General features: G+C 41.9%; 19 protein-coding genes. 7 read left to right on the top strand and 12 right to left on the bottom strand.

Annotated elements, in window-relative coordinates; all coding sequences use genetic code 11:
- Positions 1–57: 57 nt before the first annotated feature.
- Positions 58–1,797: a M3 family metallopeptidase gene (locus tag NCCP2331_RS09710; protein WP_251670298.1), complete on the top strand. Its 1,740-nt coding sequence runs from the start codon at positions 58–60 to the stop codon at positions 1,795–1,797.
- Positions 1,798–2,412: 615 nt separating this feature from the next.
- Positions 2,413–2,766, top strand: a complete 354-nt coding sequence (locus NCCP2331_RS09700) for a hypothetical protein (RefSeq protein WP_153723625.1) — start codon at positions 2,413–2,415, stop codon at positions 2,764–2,766.
- Positions 2,767–2,986: 220 nt separating this feature from the next.
- Here the strand turns inward: NCCP2331_RS09700 and NCCP2331_RS09695 are convergent, their stop codons facing one another.
- From NCCP2331_RS09695 to modA, 6 genes are all read right to left on the bottom strand, one after another.
- Entirely contained in the window at positions 2,987–3,358 is a 372-nt protein-coding gene (locus NCCP2331_RS09695; RefSeq protein WP_251670296.1) for an rRNA methyltransferase, read from the bottom strand.
- Between the two features lie 43 nt (positions 3,359–3,401).
- Positions 3,402–4,433: a type 2 isopentenyl-diphosphate Delta-isomerase gene (gene fni / locus NCCP2331_RS09690; RefSeq protein ID WP_251670293.1), complete on the bottom strand. Its 1,032-nt coding sequence runs from the start codon at positions 4,431–4,433 to the stop codon at positions 3,402–3,404.
- Between the two features lie 47 nt (positions 4,434–4,480).
- A complete protein-coding gene (locus tag NCCP2331_RS09685) occupies positions 4,481–5,035 on the bottom strand; it encodes a DUF6155 family protein (protein ID WP_251670291.1) in 555 nt (184 codons plus the stop codon).
- Between the two features lie 95 nt (positions 5,036–5,130).
- The gene (locus NCCP2331_RS09680) at positions 5,131–5,802 is read right to left on the bottom strand and encodes an ATP-binding cassette domain-containing protein (protein WP_251670289.1); all 672 of its coding nucleotides are present in this window, start codon (positions 5,800–5,802) and stop codon (positions 5,131–5,133) included.
- A 19-nt stretch (positions 5,803–5,821) separates the two neighbouring features.
- Complete coding sequence (modB, locus tag NCCP2331_RS09675) at positions 5,822–6,496, bottom strand: molybdate ABC transporter permease subunit (RefSeq protein ID WP_376776813.1); 675 nt, start codon at positions 6,494–6,496, stop codon at positions 5,822–5,824.
- 29 nt (positions 6,497–6,525) lie between these two features.
- On the bottom strand, positions 6,526–7,293 hold the full coding sequence (modA, locus tag NCCP2331_RS09670) for a molybdate ABC transporter substrate-binding protein (protein WP_251670286.1): 768 nt from the start codon (positions 7,291–7,293) through the stop codon (positions 6,526–6,528).
- A 158-nt stretch (positions 7,294–7,451) separates the two neighbouring features.
- Between modA and NCCP2331_RS09665 the strand changes: the two genes are divergently transcribed.
- A complete protein-coding gene (locus tag NCCP2331_RS09665; RefSeq protein WP_251670284.1) occupies positions 7,452–8,408 on the top strand; it encodes a helix-turn-helix transcriptional regulator in 957 nt (318 codons plus the stop codon).
- A gap of 26 nt (positions 8,409–8,434) precedes the next feature.
- Here the strand turns inward: NCCP2331_RS09665 and NCCP2331_RS09660 are convergent, their stop codons facing one another.
- The 3 genes from NCCP2331_RS09660 to NCCP2331_RS09650 all read right to left on the bottom strand — a co-directional run bounded on the left by NCCP2331_RS09660 (position 8,435) and on the right by NCCP2331_RS09650 (position 11,909).
- On the bottom strand, positions 8,435–9,676 hold the full coding sequence (locus NCCP2331_RS09660) for an AI-2E family transporter (RefSeq protein ID WP_228551165.1): 1,242 nt from the start codon (positions 9,674–9,676) through the stop codon (positions 8,435–8,437).
- A gap of 28 nt (positions 9,677–9,704) precedes the next feature.
- Positions 9,705–10,661: an LCP family protein gene (locus NCCP2331_RS09655; RefSeq protein ID WP_251670282.1), complete on the bottom strand. Its 957-nt coding sequence runs from the start codon at positions 10,659–10,661 to the stop codon at positions 9,705–9,707.
- Positions 10,662–10,736: 75 nt separating this feature from the next.
- Positions 10,737–11,909, bottom strand: a complete 1,173-nt coding sequence (locus tag NCCP2331_RS09650) for an MFS transporter (RefSeq protein WP_251670280.1) — start codon at positions 11,907–11,909, stop codon at positions 10,737–10,739.
- Positions 11,910–12,056: 147 nt separating this feature from the next.
- On the opposite strand from NCCP2331_RS09650, the gene NCCP2331_RS09645 reads away from it, so the two are divergent.
- The gene (locus NCCP2331_RS09645) at positions 12,057–13,655 is read left to right on the top strand and encodes an ABC-F family ATP-binding cassette domain-containing protein (protein ID WP_153723632.1); all 1,599 of its coding nucleotides are present in this window, start codon (positions 12,057–12,059) and stop codon (positions 13,653–13,655) included.
- Positions 13,656–13,746: 91 nt separating this feature from the next.
- Positions 13,747–14,424: a hypothetical protein gene (locus NCCP2331_RS09640; RefSeq protein ID WP_251670278.1), complete on the top strand. Its 678-nt coding sequence runs from the start codon at positions 13,747–13,749 to the stop codon at positions 14,422–14,424.
- 47 nt (positions 14,425–14,471) lie between these two features.
- Here the strand turns inward: NCCP2331_RS09640 and NCCP2331_RS09635 are convergent, their stop codons facing one another.
- Together NCCP2331_RS09635 and NCCP2331_RS09630 are read right to left on the bottom strand one after the other, a co-directional pair.
- Complete coding sequence (locus NCCP2331_RS09635) at positions 14,472–14,672, bottom strand: cold-shock protein (protein WP_153723634.1); 201 nt, start codon at positions 14,670–14,672, stop codon at positions 14,472–14,474.
- A gap of 210 nt (positions 14,673–14,882) precedes the next feature.
- Positions 14,883–15,176, bottom strand: a complete 294-nt coding sequence (locus tag NCCP2331_RS09630) for a DUF1033 family protein (protein WP_153723635.1) — start codon at positions 15,174–15,176, stop codon at positions 14,883–14,885.
- Between the two features lie 233 nt (positions 15,177–15,409).
- Here NCCP2331_RS09630 and NCCP2331_RS09625 point away from each other — a divergent pair, with 233 nt between their 5' ends.
- Complete coding sequence (locus NCCP2331_RS09625) at positions 15,410–16,069, top strand: 5-bromo-4-chloroindolyl phosphate hydrolysis family protein (protein ID WP_251670276.1); 660 nt, start codon at positions 15,410–15,412, stop codon at positions 16,067–16,069.
- Positions 16,059–17,249 carry a toxic anion resistance protein gene (locus tag NCCP2331_RS09620; RefSeq protein WP_153723637.1) on the top strand — a complete coding sequence of 397 codons (1,191 nt, stop codon included), beginning with the start codon at positions 16,059–16,061 and terminating at the stop codon, positions 17,247–17,249. Before NCCP2331_RS09625 ends, NCCP2331_RS09620 begins: the two co-directional genes overlap by 11 nt.
- 773 nt (positions 17,250–18,022) lie before the next feature.
- Here the strand turns inward: NCCP2331_RS09620 and NCCP2331_RS09615 are convergent.
- The gene (locus NCCP2331_RS09615; RefSeq protein WP_153723638.1) at positions 18,023–18,232 is read right to left on the bottom strand and encodes a DUF6501 family protein; all 210 of its coding nucleotides are present in this window, start codon (positions 18,230–18,232) and stop codon (positions 18,023–18,025) included.
- Between the last annotated feature and the right edge of the window lie 42 nt (positions 18,233–18,274).

The raw sequence follows: 18,274 nt of genomic DNA, 5'->3' as shown, positions 1-18,274 counted from the left end.
TTAGAAATTGTCATATTAAACTGTCTCTGCGACATATTGATTGGGTGTGGACTTATTATGGAGGAATTCAAGACGGCAACTCGTTGGAAATTGGATAATCTGCAATGTGGTTTCAATTTAGACAAATATAATTTTTATTTGGGTGGAATGAATGATAAGTTGATAGAACTCGAAAGTTATTCAGAAACAAACATCTTATCTGAAAGTGATTTAGTAATAATTTCTCAACTAATACAACAAATTGACTCAGCCGAATCTTTTTATCATTGCTTACTTACAGAGGATGTTGAGCCATCTTATCTGAGTTCATTAAACGAAACGATCTCAACGTTGAAAAAGCAAGTTTATTCAATACTGTCCAATTTGCAGGGGAATCTACATAGTATGAGTGAACCGCTATACGTAGAATGGGCAAAAGATGTTAAACAGACGGATTTTCTTACCGAATTATTAGACTATGCAAAAGTAGAAGATAAGATTTCAGAACCTTCCACAGTAGGCAGTCTGGAAGCTCATTACCTGCAAGTTAGAGATAGCTTAAGAATAAAATTTGATTACTTGAACGAAATGAAAGAACTGACTTTTGGAGAAGCAATCGATCTAGCCATGTCGCATCCTGCGCAATCTTATCGGACTCTTATATTCCAGGAACTTAACAAAACTCTTGAAGAACAGGCGAACAGCTTTGCTTCGATTTATAATCAAATGGTGGGACTGCGACTTCATGAAGCTCAGATAAAAAAAGTAAATTGCCTTGATGAATCGTTAATTTTAAATGGAATTTCTAAACAAACACTGGATGTAGTGTGGGAGACTATAGATTCAAATTTACATGCGCTCTCCAAATATTTTAACGTAAAGTCAAATAAAGCTACCAATGAAAGACTTGATTGGCATGAATTCATGTCTCCATCTCCTAATGATCCTGCACAACTGACTTTCGATCAAGCTGTTGATGCAATTACAAAGTCTCTTGAAAGTATCGACAGCAATATGAGTGAGTTTGTTAAGGATGCAGTTGCTAACGGATGGGTGGATGCAGAACCACGTATAACAAAGCAATCTGGGGGATTTTGTGTTCCATTCATTTCAGAAGGAGAGTCTAGAATCTCCTTGAATTTCGATAATAAAATTAACAGCGCAAGGATACTGGCACATGAATTTGGCCATGCCTGGCACTTTAAACAAATGTCGGTTGTTCCTTCCCTTCGTTTTTTAGAAGATACGTTAGAAATGACAGTAGCAGAAACGTCCTCCATTTTCTTTGAAACTGTATGTATTGATTATCTCATACAAAATACTAGTGATATTTCAATCAAAAAATCAATCCTGGGGGAGAAGATTGAGCGAAGTTTAACTTATTTGATGTCCATAAAAGGTGCTTTTTCTTTTGAGGAAAGATTTTATGAATGCAGAAAGTCTGGTCTGTTAGATGCAGAACAGATAGAAGAACTTTCATTACGGTGTCAGAATGAAGCTTATGGAGGTAATTTACGTAATTATGAGCCTTTCGTGTGGATTAAGTATGGACAGTTCTATCAAGCGAATACTCCGTTCTATAACTATCCCTATACCATTGGCTTCTTATTAAGTTTAGGACTTTTAGATTCGGCTAAGAAAGATCAACAATTTGACCGCAAGTTTCAAAGCTTTCTGAGTGAAACCAGAACGGTACCCTTAGAACAATTAATGAAGAAGCATTTCCAAATTGATCTGTCACAGCGAAGCTTTTGGCAGCAATCATTACAGAAAATAATACAGGATATAGAGCTGTTTCAGGAATTAACAGTCTCGTAATGTAATGATGAGTAGAGAAGAGGAGATGATGGAGGAATGGCAAATTGTAAATATTTTTCCAGTCGAGGATTATTTTATGAGAGCTTTAAAAGAGCTTGAAATTGAGGGGGGGGATCATCCCTGCCCATATGACACACGGTTGGCACTCCCTTTGAATAAAGGAAGGCAGACTAAGTACGCCGCTTCCTGCGGCAACGTCTGCATGACTCACTTCGTGTGAGCCCGTGTTTACATGGTGACATACAAAGCAATGAACATGTTATTCCAATTTGGGATGTTCCTCGTAGCAATGGCAACAGCCATTGTAGTGATGATTGCTCTATTCATCAACAGAAAAAAGTAACCACCCTCCGCTACTGCCCAGTAAGCTGAGTGGTTACTCTTTGGTAACACCTTATGTTTTTAACTGGTCAACCGCACTTCATGCGGATGTCAGCTACATTGACTGGGTGTTGACGCACCCGGTCTTTTTTAGTATATGCTCAGTTTACCACAATTATGTAGAGAGTACACATATATTACGAATCAGAAGCATAGGGCACGCTGGAAACTTTCGGTACTAGAGGAACTGAAAAAGCATTTATTATATTAACAGTGTGGAATAGGGGAAATGCCATGATTCAAGATCTGTCGCATAGTACGTATATCACATTATATGATTATGAGAATGTGGATGTCGTTTTCAGATTCATGAATGGTAATCTGAATGAAATAAAAGTCACAATGAAAAGAGATTCTTCCTATGCACATCCAAATGCAAGAGTCATACTGGGAACCTCAACATACCAAATTTTTAGTGAAAATTCAGGACTGAGAGTTGAACGGTACAATTTTATCGGCAATTATAAAGAAGAGTTTTGGTGTAAAGATTTGATTATGGAACATCCGGAAGATTTTGCAGGAAGTAATTTATTTTTAACGAATTGTGATTCAGACCAATATAGAATTTTTCTTGGTATAGCGGCCTAATGAAACTGAGAGATTTACTTGAATAAAACGCTGTAATATGTAGATATCATTTACAAAATAACGATAGTGAAACGATTAGGTTAAAAACTTAAAAATACTGTTCCGTCTCACTATCGCAAGTATACTCCATAATGATATATAACTTCCTATAATTTATATTATGTTCGGGGCGTTCCTTGATCGATATATTTCAAACGCTCTTCATTGGCCTCTCATACCGCTATTCAATACGATTCTTATGATCTTTTGTTTTCAATTCATCAAAATTGATATGACCTACACTGTATTCAATCACATCGTTAATAAACAGCTTATGGTTTTTCGCCAGTTGCTTGACCGATTCGAGCAACTCCTGATCGTATGTTGTTTTATATTGCACACGATCTTTCGGGCGCAAGTTTTTATCATACGTAACAAGTCCTTGCTCTAAAACGTTTCGTAAACCATTTTCCAATAAATAATTGCTGTATGTATAATATTCTTCGGATAAATCCTCTAATTGCTGTAAAATCTCCTGACTGATATTTGTACGGAATTTGATTCTTGTTTCGTCTGTTGTCTGAACCATTTTACCGTTTACTAATTTCCACATAATGATTCCTCCTTGCATACGTAATAAACCCGTGAATCACCGCTCACGGATTTATCTTCTGCAGCCGATCTGTTTGCTGCAGTTCGCCGACATTCTTCGCGCCGACCGCAAACATCGCCATCCGCAGTTCTAATTCTCTAACTTCCATTGTCTGTAAAACGCTTTCTGCAGAGATGGTAGCCTGTTCTAAAATAGCTCTGCCGAATCCTGCGAAATCTGCACCCAGTGCGATACATTTTGCCGCATCGACACCTGTATGCAATCCACCGCTCGCAATAAGCGTTTTTTCATTCATAACGGGTTTGACTGACTCTATAGAAATAGTAGTCGGTATACCCCACTCACTGAACGCGGCTGCTGCTTGCTGTTTAATCGGATCGGTTCGGTATTTCTCAACCTGACTCCACGACGTGCCCCCTGCTCCGGCAACATCAATGAATGAAATTCCGGCGTTTATCAGTTTTTCAGCAGTCGAACGGTCAATTCCCCAGCCTACTTCCTTCACTCCGACTGGAATCGATATATCATTGCAAAGTTTTTCGATTTTTGACAGTAAACCGTTGAAATCGATGTTTCCCTCAGGTTGAATAACTTCTTGCAGGATATTGAGGTGCAGAACCAGTGCATCTGCGCCGGTGTATTCGATAATCTTTCTGCATTCACGCTCAGTGAAACCGTAATTCAGCTGCACAGCTCCTAAATTCGCAATGATTGGAATCGTGGGAGCGTACTTTCTAAGATCGAATGATGGGCGGTAAGCCTCACTCTCAATTAATGCGCGTGTTGAACCCAGCGCCAGCGCCCAGCCTTTTTGCTCTGCAGCAAGCGCTAAGTTACGGTTAATTGATTCAGCAAAGTTGGCGCCGCCTGTCATAGAACTGATCAAAAATGGTGATTTACAGGGTTTTGAGAAGAAGTTTTGCTCTATATCTATGTCATCAAACGACAGTTCGGGTAATGCGTTATGTATAAAGTGATAGTTCTCTAAGCCCGTCGTGATGCTATGGCCGGTAACATGCTCGTCCAACACAATCTGGATATGCTCTGCTTTTCGATCATTCAGCTGCTTGCTCACTTTTTTAGCTCCTCTTCGGTTGATAAGTGGTACATTTTTAAAATTACTCAATAATCTTCTTCATTATCATAATGAAACTCCAAATTTTCATACAGATCAGACAATATATCGTGATACCCCCAGCCTGTACCTATACTGTCAGATACTACTTGGCGCAACCTTGAATGAAAAGCTTTATATAACTCTTCATTACTCTCACATGTCTTTATAACTTGAGCAAACATGTTTTCCATATTTGTATAAAAAGCTTCGTCGATATCGCCGTACGTTACCGTAAACTCCGTGCCGAGTTCAACAAAAAATAATTGAAGATCTGTAATTCTCATTCGATCATTTGTCAGTTTGGCAAATTCCCTGATCCGTTTCTTGACATCAGGCAAATGAAGTTTCAGAACACCTCTTCTTGTAAAAGAGAAATCTTTTTTCATTTGTGTTTTTTCCTGTATTAATAGCTCCTGTGCAGTTTCCTCGCCTTCAAATTGTAATGAAAAGAAAAGTTGTGCCTTTTCATCAATTTTATGAAGTTCCGCAATGAGCTGAATGATTTCATTCGAATCAAGTTGTTTTAAATGTTTCTTTAATTCGCTGATTGTTAATTTCATTGGAAGATCCCTCACTGCATACAGTTTAATTTCTCTCTTACAGTATACCTGTTTCACTATGGTTTAACAAAAACAAACAGCTCTGTTCCAATGAATCAGAGCTGTTTGTTTTTGTTATTTACAGACCAAGTCTCATCCGCAATCTTTCCCTGTTCCAAATAAATAATCCGGTCACCGAGTCTTTCTGCTTCATCCAGGTCATGTGTAACAATCATAAACGGAATTTTCCACATATCATGGAGCCGCAGAAGCTCATCTTGACATTGCTGCCTTGTTTCCTTATCGAGTGCCGACAGCGGTTCATCCAGCAATAATACAGACGGACGCGCAGCAAGTGCCCTCGCTAAACCGACGCGCTGTTTCTCGCCGCCTGATATTTGATGGGGATATTTCTGCAACAAATGTTCGATGCCCAGTACTTGCAGGAGCTGCTTAATCATCTCTTTGCTTTCGTTTCTCTGATTTTTCTTCACACCATACCAGATATTCTTCTCCACAGTCATATGCGGAAACAAGGCGTAATCCTGAAATAGATAACCGATTTTACGCTCTCTTGCGGGCATGGGCTTTTCATAGCTGTCGAAAAATATTCGTTCATTAGAAACAATCATGCCGCTGTCAGGGTGTACCAGTCCTGCGACGCTGTTTAAAATTGTCGTTTTCCCAGACCCTGATGGCCCGACCAGCACAAGTATTTCGTTGCCCATTTCAAATTCAATGTTCATCTCATAATGTGCGAGCTGTTTATGTATTCGTACGTTCAGCATATTGTTTCCTCCCTGTTGGTTAAGAACGTGTAAACCGGCGGATATTTCGTTTGCTCCACCAGTTGACCCATAAGATCAGACTAAATCCGAAAACAATAATTATGACGACCCAAAACGTCGCTTTTTCCATCTGACCGGATTCTACTGCGAAATAGATTGCCATCGGAATCGTATCTGTTTTACCCGGTATGTATCCTGCAAGCATTAAAGTGGCACCAAATTCACCCAGCCCTCGTGCGAATGAAAGAACCAGTCCTGCCAGCAGTCCTGGCCATGCAAGTGGAAAGACGACCGACCAAAACACTCTCCATTCTGAAGCCCCCATAGTCCGTGCAGCATTCGAAAGCCGTTCATCCAGGCTCTCAAATGCGGCGGCTGCACTTTGATACATGAGTGGAAATGACACGACGATCGAAGCAATTACCGCACCAATCCATGTAAAGACAATCTGGAAATCGAACCACTCCACTAACCAGCTGCCGATCCAGCCTTTCTTACCGAATAAAATGAGCAAACCAAAACCTACGACGGTAGGCGGCAGTACGAGCGGCAGCAAGAACAGGGCTTCTAAAACACTTTTACCGAAAAAATCACGCTTCGCCAGCAGATAAGCGATAAAAACGCCTGCCAGAAATACGAAGAAAGTGGAGATGGCAGCCACTTTCAACGACAACAGCAAAGGTGAATAGTCCATATCAAGCAAGCCCTCTCCCCCTTTTCCTCTTACTTAAATCCGAACTTCTGTAATGCTTTTTCACCTTCATCACTTGTCAGGAAATCCAGAAAGTCCTGTGCGGCTTCTGGATGTTTCGAAGCTTTGACAACCGCACCTGGATAAACAATCGGCGCATGCCACTCTGGGTCTGATTCAGCCAGTACCTTCACATCCCCTGAAACAAATGCGTCACTGGAGTACACCACGCCCAAATCAGCGTTGCCCATTTCAACATATGTCAAAACCTGGCGTACGTCAGATCCCATTACCAATTTAGTCTGCAAAGGCTCCCATAAATTCAAGTTTTCAAGGGTTTCCTTCGTGTAACGCCCTACAGGAACCGATTCAGGCTCACCAACTGCAAAATGATCAACGTCTGCCGGATCAATATCTTTAAATGAATCAATCCTAGAGTCAGAATCTTTATGTGCAATCAATACTAGCATATTTGAAGTGAAATTTTCTCTTGAACCGTCAAGAATCAATTCTTTGTCTTCCATATCATTCATGTCTTTCGAGCTGGCGGATAGAAAGACATCAGAAGGTGCCCCATTCTCGATGTTTGCGGCAAGCTTCCCCGAGCTTCCGAAATTATATGTCAGCTTAACTCCTTCATGCTGCTCTTCGTATGTAGATTTTAGATCTTCCAATGCATCAGTCAAACTGGCCGCAGCAGAAATTAAGAGTTCTGCTTCTTCAGGCTTCTCACTTTCCGAACATCCAACTAAAATAATCGACAAAATTGCAAATAAAGCTGTAAGTAAAAAACGCTTCATTTCACTGCTCCCCTCTTTTATCTACATATAACAAAACATATCTATTTATATCTAGTTATATCTAAAAATATCATATTATGCTTTCTTATACTTGTCAATTTTGCATTTTTGTTGGAAATGACGGAAGATAGTAAGGAGTGTTTATTGGGGGTTGAAAAATGAGCCACACAGAAAATAATATATCCTATACAACTGAAGAAATTGCACAGCTTTTAAAAGTTTCAAAGCTGACGGTTTATGACTTAATTAAAAAAGGCGAAATCCGAGCATACCGCGTCGGGCGTCAGATGCGCGTTGATGCCGTCGATTTATCTGCTTATAAGGAACGCTTGAAAAGCGGCGGTGAAATGATGCCGTCGCAGTCGGCTCCAGCTAAACCGATAGAGCAGCCTGCTGAGCCGGTTCGTGATCCATCTGTTATTATCAGCGGGCAAGATTTGAGCTTGGACATACTGGCAAGCTATATAGAAGAAGCGCATCTCGATTTTCGTCCTCTGCGTTCATTTGCAGGCAGTTTGAACAGCTTGATCAAAATGGTACAGGGAGAAGCCGATATCGTCAGCACGCATTTATTCGATGGCGAAACCGGCACTTATAATCTGCCGTACATCAACCGTCTGCTGACGGGACATTCCTACCTTGTCGTCAATCTGCTCGGCAGAACGGCCGGATTCTATGTGCAGAAAGGCAATCGTAAAAAGATCAGAAGCTGGGAAGACTTAGGACAGCCTGGACTTCGTATCATCAATCGGGAAAAAGGATCAGGGGCACGTGTGCTTCTTGATGAACAGCTGCAAATCGCAAACATTTCGCCGCGCACGCTGGCAGGTTATCATGACGAAGAACTGAATCATATGGCTGTGGCTGCTCAGGTCGCTTCCGGCAAGGCAGATGCGGGTGTGGGGATAGAAAAAACGTCCCGTCTGATCGATGTCGATTTTATTCCCCTCATTCAGGAGCAGTATGATCTGGTCATTTTAAAGACTGATGAAAATGAGAAACTAAGGGATTTTTTACTTGCCACTATACAGTCGTCAGAATTCCAGGTCAAAATCAGTGCAATCGGCGGCTATGATCTGTCGAAGACCGGTACGATTCTGTACGAAACTCCATAAAAAATAACCCGCCGATTACGTGCGGGTTATTCTCTCTCTTCTTCTAAATCCTTCTCTATTTCCTCCACCTCGTAATACATGTCCTCTTCTGTTTCAAATCGATTATAACGCAGTGTGAACAGATGGAACATGTGAGTGGCGACGACTTTCAGCAAGGCATATGTAGGAATCCCGAGTATGACACCTGCCACACCGAACAGTGATCCTGCCGTCAATAAAACAAAAAGAATGGTAATCGGATGAATATGCAGTGACTTCCCCATAATCTGTGGTGAAATAAACTTGCCTTCGACCACTTGTACAATTGTCCAGACGATTGCAAGCTTGACCAGCATGAATGGAGAAGTAACCACCGCAATAATAGCGGCTGGTGTAATTGCGATGACCGGACCTAAGTACGGCACAATGCTTGTAAACATCGCCAGAACCCCGAGCAGCAAGGCATATTTCATTTTGATAATGAGGAACCCGATGGAAACCATGATTCCAATGGCGATAGCTACTAAGATCTGGCCTTGAATATAAGCACTGATCTGCCTGTCAGCATCCCGGAAAATAATCATTGCATCGTTGCGCAGACGAGGCGGCAGCATGCGCAAAGTCACTTGAGGCAGCTTCTCTCCGTCCTTTAATAAGTAAAACAGAATCAGCGGAACCGTGAACAGTCCTAGAATAATGCCGGTTAAAGCAGAAATGAAAGAAGTGACACCGGAAGCAATCCCTCCGAGTGTTTCGGTAAAGAACTTTCCGATACTTTCAAAGCCGGAATCTAAAAATGTATTGACATTGAAGTTAAATCCTTCATAAATAGGAGCGAATAAAGAGTTACGGAAAAATGCATCCATATCCAAAATCAGCTGCTTAAAATACGAAGGGAACTCCTCGAATAGATTGATCGACTGTTCGCGCAAGAAAGGCAGCACGAGAAAAATCACCAAAGTCAGCAACCCGGCAGCTGCCAGGAAGATGATTAAGATTCCATAGACCCGCGGAATTCGCAGCCGTAACTCCAAAAAGCGAAGAATTGGCCGCATCAAGTAATAAAGAATGGTCGCGAGCACGACTGGCAGAACGACCGTCGAGAAAAAGACCCGGATCGGATAGAAAATGAACGATACTTGAGTAAAGATCAAGATAATCAGTCCGATGAACAGCAGACAGAGAAGTACAAATATAGTCGATTGCCCACCAAGAAATCCAACGATCGGTGATGTCGAACGTATAGACCAAAAATCCCTTAATGAATTCTTTTTGGGCGGCTGTCTCACAACCTCTCTCCTCCCTCCGAATGAACGGTTACCGTGCCGTTAGAAATGAACGGATTGCTTCCCTGTTTTTATCTAAATCAATTTCAATGACAGAACCCGCATGCTGATACGAACGGAACGAATAGCTGTCTTCTACCGGAATTCTTAATGTGTTAATGTCCAGTTTGCGTTTTGCTAACACCGTCAGTAATTTTGTCAGCTCTTCTTTCGACGTAAGATCAGTTGTAATGAAATTATCCAGCGCGCCGGCAACTTTTGGAGCCTTCAATAGAGTAGGGGCACTGAACAGCTCCCCTTTAATTGCCTGAATAACTTCCTGCTGGCGGTTCACCCTGCCGAAATCTCCTTCTGAATCGGCACGGAAACGGGCGTAGCCTAATAATTCTTTGCCATTCAGCCGCTGAACGCCCGGAGTCAGCGTGACCCCGATTTTCTCGGACATTTCTTGTTTAACATCTATTTCTAGGCCTTGTGGAAAGGTAATATCCATTATTGATTCGAAGTTATCGAAATCCACTACGGCATAATGATGAATCGGAATATTGAACATGCCGGTTATCGTTTCTTTCGCTGTCTGTACTCCGCCCAGATAATAAGCAGTATTTAATTTATAGGATTGGTACCCTGGAATCTGTGCATAAATATCCCGCATAAACGAAATGAGATTTGCAGTTCCATGGGTCTGATCCCACGACAGCACCATCATCGTATCAGTTCGGTACTTGCCCGACCCGTCGTTATCTATGCCCAGCAGCAAATAATTTTCTGTTGTAGGGTCTTGTGGATTCAATAAATCACCCTGGAATTCCCCCGGGTCAATTTTACTTCCCGCGGTCAGCGCTTTCCCTTGTTTGTATTGTATATAACAATAAGCCGATACGGCGATAATGCCTAGCAATAAGGCAGTAAAAATGACTCTGCCAATCCGGAGTTTACGTTTCTTTTTCCTGCGCGTCGGCAGCTGTTCCTCCAAATGATCATCCATGTACCCTTCATTCCTCCAATATCGCTGTAGTCCTGTAATAAAGACGTTTCTGTTCACGACGGGTTGCGTCTTTATTCATGCTTTGCCGGGTATTCGGCCAATCTTGATTGCCAATACTAGCATAGCCGTAAATAAAAGGAGAAATACGAATAATGTAACTTGGTGATTTCCTGTGTAATCATAAAGCATGGCAACTAACAGCGGCAGAATCCCTCCGATAATGAAACCGCCTGTCTGCATCATTGCAGTCCAGGCATTTGTTTCTTCAGCTGTGTCCGTTGCATCTATTGGCATCAATAGACAAATGGGAAACAGGCCGCCCAGTGGAATACCCATCAGCAATACACCGATTGAAAAAAGAAGAGGCTGTTCAGTCCACATAAAACCGATTGAAACAATCCCGATCAGCAGAATACCCACCAACGCGGGTGTCCGTGTTTTAAAGCGCTGCAAAGCAATAGGAAAACCAATATTCATAAAAATCTGCACGACCGTCATACTGCTGAGCAATGTGCCTGCCTGCAGTAAAGTCAGTCCATTCGTCACGGCAATCGGCACGAGCCATGTCAGTACGGAAAAGAATAATGCCGTCTGCAATCCGAAAAACACAAGAAAGCTCCAGGCTGTTTTGCTTCTCCAGGGACTCTCCCCTTTTTTCACAGTTTGGCCAATCGCTTGTTTCACTGCAATCGGATTTTTCGAGCTGACTCGCCAGGCGATCATTCCAAGCACGGCGAGAACAGCCCAAATCGCCAATGCAAGATGATAATTTGCTTTTTGGTAGAATACTCCCGTCAGACCTGCACTGAGTGTTGCCCCCATTCCCATGCCGAATGAATAAATTCCGACAACCGCTGCAACTTTCAACGGGAAATACTGTTTTATTAACGCAGACAAAAGAGGACCGATGACCGCAATCGCAATCCCTGCAGCCAGAGCTGTAAGCAGTAGTATACTGAAAGAGGACACAATAAGACGTACACCTGTGGCGGCTGCCAATAAGAGCAGCATCAAATACATCGTCTTATTCAGCCCAATTGCTTTGTTAAGAATAGGTGCGAGCATAGCAAACGCGCCCATACAAATGACAGGGATGACCGTCAGTAAACTGACTTGCGTGTTGGAAAGCGTCAAATCTTCCCTAATGATATCCAGCATCGGACCGATTGATGTAATGGCCGGACGTAAATTGAGCGCCACTGCAAATATAGCGAACAGCAATAAAATTTGAGTTGATTTCGAGCGCAACGATAGTCCTCGCTTTCAATAAAACATTCCAGATTTTCTCTTTCCTTCTTATCGTAAACCGAAAATGCAATCTGTTCCAGTCAAAGATTTCATTTCGCCGTATTTTCATGTATAATAGGAGCATTGTGAATTTAGGAGGATTTTATTATGTTAGCAGTGAGTAATGTTAGTCTTCGTTTCGGCGACCGCAAACTGTTCGAAGATGTAAATATACAGTTTAATCCAGGGAATTGTTACGGGTTAATTGGCGCAAACGGTGCGGGTAAATCTACGTTTATTAAGATTGTTTCAGGTGAAATTGAACCGCAGACAGGCAACGTCATACTGGGAAAAGACGAACGCTTGGCTGTATTGAAGCAGGATCACTTCGAATATGAAGAATTTGAGGTTATGGAAACAGTGATTATGGGTCACAAAACTCTCTATGAAGTGATGAAAGAAAAAGATGCGATTTACATGAAGGAAGATTTCTCTGATGAAGATGGCATGCGTGCAGCTGAACTTGAAGGAGAATTCGCTGAGCTGAACGGTTGGGAAGCAGAATCTGAAGCTTCTGTCCTTCTTCAAGGTCTTGGCGTTCCGGAAAGCCTGCATCACGTGAAAATGGCTGAACTTGCAGGATCGGACAAAGTTAAAGTTTTGCTTGCTCAGGCTCTATTCGGCAAACCGGACGTATTATTACTGGATGAGCCTACCAACCACCTGGATTTAAAAGCAATCCGGTGGCTTGAAGAGTTCCTGATCAACTTTGAAAATACAGTAATCGTTGTTTCTCACGACCGTTACTTCTTAAACAAAGTTTGTACGCATATTGCGGATTTAGACTTCAGTAAAATTCAAATATATGCAGGGAACTATGATTTCTGGTATGAATCCAGCCAGCTTGCGTTAAAACTGTCACAGGAACAAAATAAGAAAAAAGAAGAGAAAGTCAAAGAACTTCAAGCGTTTATTGCGCGTTTCAGTGCCAATGCATCGAAGTCCAAACAAGCGACTTCGCGTAAAAAGACGCTGGATAAGATTGAGCTGGATGATATTAAGCCGTCTTCCCGACGCTATCCTTTCGTGAACTTTTCGATGGGGCGCGACATTGGAAATGATGTTCTGACGATTAAAGATCTGACAAAAACAGTTGATGGCAAGACCTATATTAAAGACGCTTCTTTTACACTCGGAAAAGAAGATAAAGTAGTATTAATTGGTAATCCATTGGCTAAATCTGCTCTTCTGGATGTTCTTGCAGAAGAAACTGAGCCAGATGCAGGATCCATCAAATGGGGCGTTACGACAACCCGCGCCTACTTCCCTATCGATAACACGGAATTTTTCGAAGGATCTGAGCAGACGCTGGTCGAATGGCTGCGCCAATATTCTCCTGAAGATGAAACCGAAACATTCTTACGCGGTTTCCTCGGCCGTATGCTGTTCTCAGGCGAAGAAGTAAATAAAAAGCCAAGTGTGTTGTCCGGTGGAGAAAAAGTACGCTGTATGCTCTCTAAAATGATGCTGACAAGTGCGAACGTGCTGATGCTTGATGAGCCGACGAACCACTTGGATCTAGAATCTATCCAAGCATTGAACAACGGTCTGATCGCGTTTAAGGGCGCTATGATTTTCACGTCCCATGACCATCAGTTCATCCAGACAATTGCTAACCGGATCATTGAAATTAATGATGACGGTACGATATTCGATAAAATGATGTCTTATGACGAGTACCTGGAATGGAAAGGTCAAAAAGCATAAAGTTAAAAAGCCGTTTCCCTTTGTGGAAGCGGCTTTTTGCTGAATAATTTTAGCTGTTTCGGGTATACCACAAAATAAAGGAGGTTTTCACATGAAACGTAATGGATTGTTCCTGTTTATTGCGCTTCTGCTTGTACTTGCCGGCTGCTCATCAAAACCTGCCACTTCTCTTGACGGTAACAGCAGTTCAAAGGATGATCCGATAAAAGACGAACAGACAAATGAAAACCAATCGGAACAAGAAAGTGCAGAGAAAACAGATGTATCTCTTCTCGACTATTTCCTGCCAGACGGCTCAAGCGCTCACTATAAGGGAGAAGGAAATGAATATGCAGAGCTGGATATCACTGTGGACTCACCGACAGAAGATTATGTAGTGGTGCATGAGAATAACGGCGGTTCATTTATCCAGAAGGTCTATAAGCTTGAGGGTGATGAAATTCAGATTCTCCAAGAGCAGCCTGTTGAGATTAAAGCGGAATTGCCGAATAAAGAAGAGTTACAGGCAATGCAGCCAATCGGAATTTACTTGAAAGGCCCCATAGAAAAAGGGACGAAGTTTGAAGACTGGGAAATCACCGAAACAGATGCGACCGTGGAAACGCCTTATCAGAAATTCGATGAGGCAATTGTAATGGAGCAAAAAGACGAAGATTACATTAATCGGAAATACTTGGTGAAGGGTTTTGGCGAAGTGAAACGTGAGTCGATTATGACAACAGAAAAAGATTTCATTGTTACCTCCACACTTGAAACAGTTACGAAATAAAATGACCCATACAAAAAGGCACCCGTCAGGATGCCTTTTTTAGTGGATTATAATTTCACAACGTTAGCTGCTTGTAAACCACGGTTACCTTCGACAACTTCAAATTCAACCTGCTGACCTTCGTCAAGAGCTTTGAATCCGTCGCCTTGGATTGCTGAGAAGTGTACGAAAATATCGTCTTCTCCGTCAACTTCGATAAAACCGAAGCCCTTTTCTGCGTTAAACCACTTTACTGTACCTTGTTTCATTCGATTACCTCCAAAAATATATAAGTACTTGTTAATATATGAACTTCCGCATAAAAAAATTCACATATTACAAAAAGTACCGACGAAGCCGATCACTTTTGTAATAGGTGAATCCATTCGCATACGGTTGTTCATTTAATTTACTTAGAGCAAGTATACCATAAGTGGAGTAAATGTCAAATTAAAACAAGCACAACTTACAGAATGTTTTCACGATATACACGGCTGATCGTTATGCAGCACAACAATTCCATGATAAATCTGCAGATCTCCTTCACACCCGTCGCAATAATGTTTTTCGGAAGCGGACCAAAATGCATGAAAACATCCTTTGCGCGCCTCATAGCGTTCAAAGTGCTGTTCCATTTCCGTTAAGACTTTATTGAGATACTGCTGCATGTCTTTTTCATCCAAAAATGTTTCTGAAGAGACGGTAAAATCTCTCCACTCCTCAAACATCCACCATGGTTCAAAGTCCGCTTTCATATACACTACTTCATACATTAGTATGCACTCCTTCACTGGCCCTATGCACGAATGACATTAATTCTAGCAAATCTTCCACCTATAGAAAAGTAAAAAGATTGATGCGCCGAAATATATGAGTTTTTGTCCAGTTTCAGCTATAATTACTATAAGAACAATAATTGAGCTCCCTCACTTATCAACTTGATGAAACTTTTTCGATGTTAATCCGTAAATAATGTATAGATAGAATGGAAGGTGGCCTGAAAAAAATGAATCATATCAAAAACTTCTTTACACGGCACTTGCTTATGGCTCCGACAAGTTTCCTGACTTGGTTTATTCTGTTGGGAGCAACGAGCTTACATTTTGTTGTCAGCTCCGCGATTGGAATTGGATTGTATGCAGGCGGTAACTTGGCCATCAAAGAAATACAATTGCGATCTACGTTAAAACAATACGGTATGACAAGATCTGAATATAAACATATTGAATATCAAGTTTCTGAATCTAAGAAAAAATTGAAACGGCTGGGCAATATGTATGGACAAGTACGTTCCATACAAGCATTTAGACAAGTATATGATATGGCTTCCATGGCCAGAAGAATTATTAAGATCGTTCAAGTGAATCCCCGCAAATTTTATCAAGTGGAGAATTTCTTTTACGCGCATCTTGATTCTGCTGTAGAATTGACATCGAAATATGGATTATTGGTAAATCAGCCGTTAAAAGATCAGGAAATCAAAGTGGCACTTCAGCATACACGCGAGACGCTGTCTGATTTAAATTTGGAAATGGAAAGAGATCTACGCAGTGCGGTTGCGGCTGATTTGGAGCAGCTGAAAATGGAAATAGATTTTGTGGATGTAACGATTAATAAAGGTAAACCGCTGTTGGAATCGAAAGGGGAACATTCTAATGACAGATAAAAATACACAGGCAGAAACAACTATGGACGATTTACTGGACAATCCATTTGATCTGGATGCCAGTCTTTTACCTAAGGAAATGGAGTCAACGCTTGCAGAAAGCACATCTTCCACTAAGCTGATTGATCGACTGACGGAAGAAGAACAGGTCAAAGCGAAGCAGCTGGCTGCACAAATTCCTGTCGGTAACTATGAAGCAGTCATCACATATGGAGCGAATGCACAAAATGAACTCTCCCGCTTCTCCCATAAGATGCTGGATCATGTTCAAAGCAAAGATATAGGACCAGTCGGCGACGTCTTGAATGAGCTGATGAACAAGCTGTCAGAGATAGACCCTGACGACTTGTCGGAGAAAAAGAAATCTGGCCTTGGTCGTCTGTTCGGCAAAGCCACACGCTCTGTTCAGGAAATGATGACCCGCTATCAAAAACTCGGCACACAAATCGATAAGATTGGTGTGCAGCTTGAACATTCAAAACGCGGTTTGATGGATGACGTGAAAATGCTCGACAGCTTATATGAACAAAATAAAACGTATTTTCAGGCATTGAATGTATATATTGCAGCTGCTGAATTAAAAGTCGAGGAGATCAATCAAACGATTATTCCCGAACTTCATAAAAAAGCACAACAATCGAATGATCAGATGATGGTGCAGGAAGTGAATGACATGGCACAATTTGTCGACCGCTTAGAAAAGCGTCTGTATGATCTGCAGCTGTCACGTCAGATTACTATTCAGAGTGCACCACAGATCCGTATGATCCAGCAGACGAATCAGACATTGGCTGAGAAGATTCAAGCATCCATTATGACGTCTATCCCTCTCTGGAAAAATCAGATCGCGATTGCACTTACATTAAATCGCCAAGCCAAAGCAGTTGAGTCGCAGAAATTAGTGACAAAGACGACGAATGATCTGCTCCTACGCAATTCAGAGATGCTGAAAGTAAACAGCATTGAAACGGCGAAAGAGAATGAAAAAGGCATTATCGAGATCGATACACTGAAGAAAACGCAGGAAAACCTGATTCAGACGATCGAGGAAACGCTGGTTATTCAGGCAGACGGCCGTGCAAAGCGCAAATCAGCAGAGATAGAAATTGCCCGCATGGAAGAAGATTTGAAAACAAGACTGCTTTCTGTATACGAAGAATCCAAAAACCGTCCTTCTTAAAAAAGGGCGGTTTTTTCTGTGGAAATGAATGTGTAAATAGTTGAGATACCGTTTCCCTGCGTTCCAGGCGGACGCGTGTCCTGCGGGCCCTCGGTGAGCCAAGCGAACAGCGAAGGGTTCGCTTTGCCGTATTTCTGCGCTCTTTGCAGAAATTAAGGCAATACAGGGTTCCTTCTACATGCTATGGTCGCTTTGCTCCCTTCAGTTGTCTCATCCTATCGGGCTGATCCTCCCGGAGTCGCCGCCTGGAACGAAGGTACACTGGCTGGTGTTTTAATACTTTGTGTGTGAGTAGGCAGTATGAGCATAATATTTGGGATGATTACGATTGGTTAGGTATTTCATGCTATACTTATTATTCTGCAAAGGCTAAAATTCTTGTGATCAATGCGTTTTCAAAGTCGAGAAACGAAATCACACCCACAAAAATACACACACTTAGAAAAAGCAATATGATATAAATACTCCACACCAGCGAAGGCGCAGCTGCGGGGTCGGCCTTACGCTATGAGACAACTGGCGTGTTCTTTGCCAGCTGGCTCATAGCGTAAGGCAATCCCCCAGCGCCGTAGCGGATTTAAACTGTAAACTCACACTTCGTTCAGATTCCTGCAAAGTTGAGCAACGAAACCCGCATATACTAAATCCCCATACTGCCAAACTGCAGCAGGATTTACACTTCAGCTGGAACGCAGGAAAACGCTCTCCTGCCACTTACAAATTCACAATCTGCAACAAAAAACCGCCCTTTTCCAAGGACGGTTTCAAACTGCTTACAACTGCTCGTTGGCAAAATAGGTCTTGTAGTAGCCCCCTACTTTTCCTGAATTATCAACGACAAAGATAAACTCGTCTGTTTCGTTTTTTACTTCATATGACTTCCCCGCTGTCAGCATATGGTTTACCACATACTTTTCAGCATTCGAATGCGTACACGTCACTGTCTTCAACGTCGGTGCGTTCAACCAGTTTAAATAGGACATGGAATGGTCTCTCCTTTCTTTCATTCTATATAAAAGCGACCC

This window comes from Sporosarcina sp. NCCP-2331 (assembly GCF_023707945.1).
Classification (GTDB): Bacteria; Bacillota; Bacilli; order Bacillales_A; family Planococcaceae; genus Sporosarcina; species Sporosarcina cascadiensis.
This window is presented reverse-complemented; position numbering and strand designations above follow the sequence as displayed.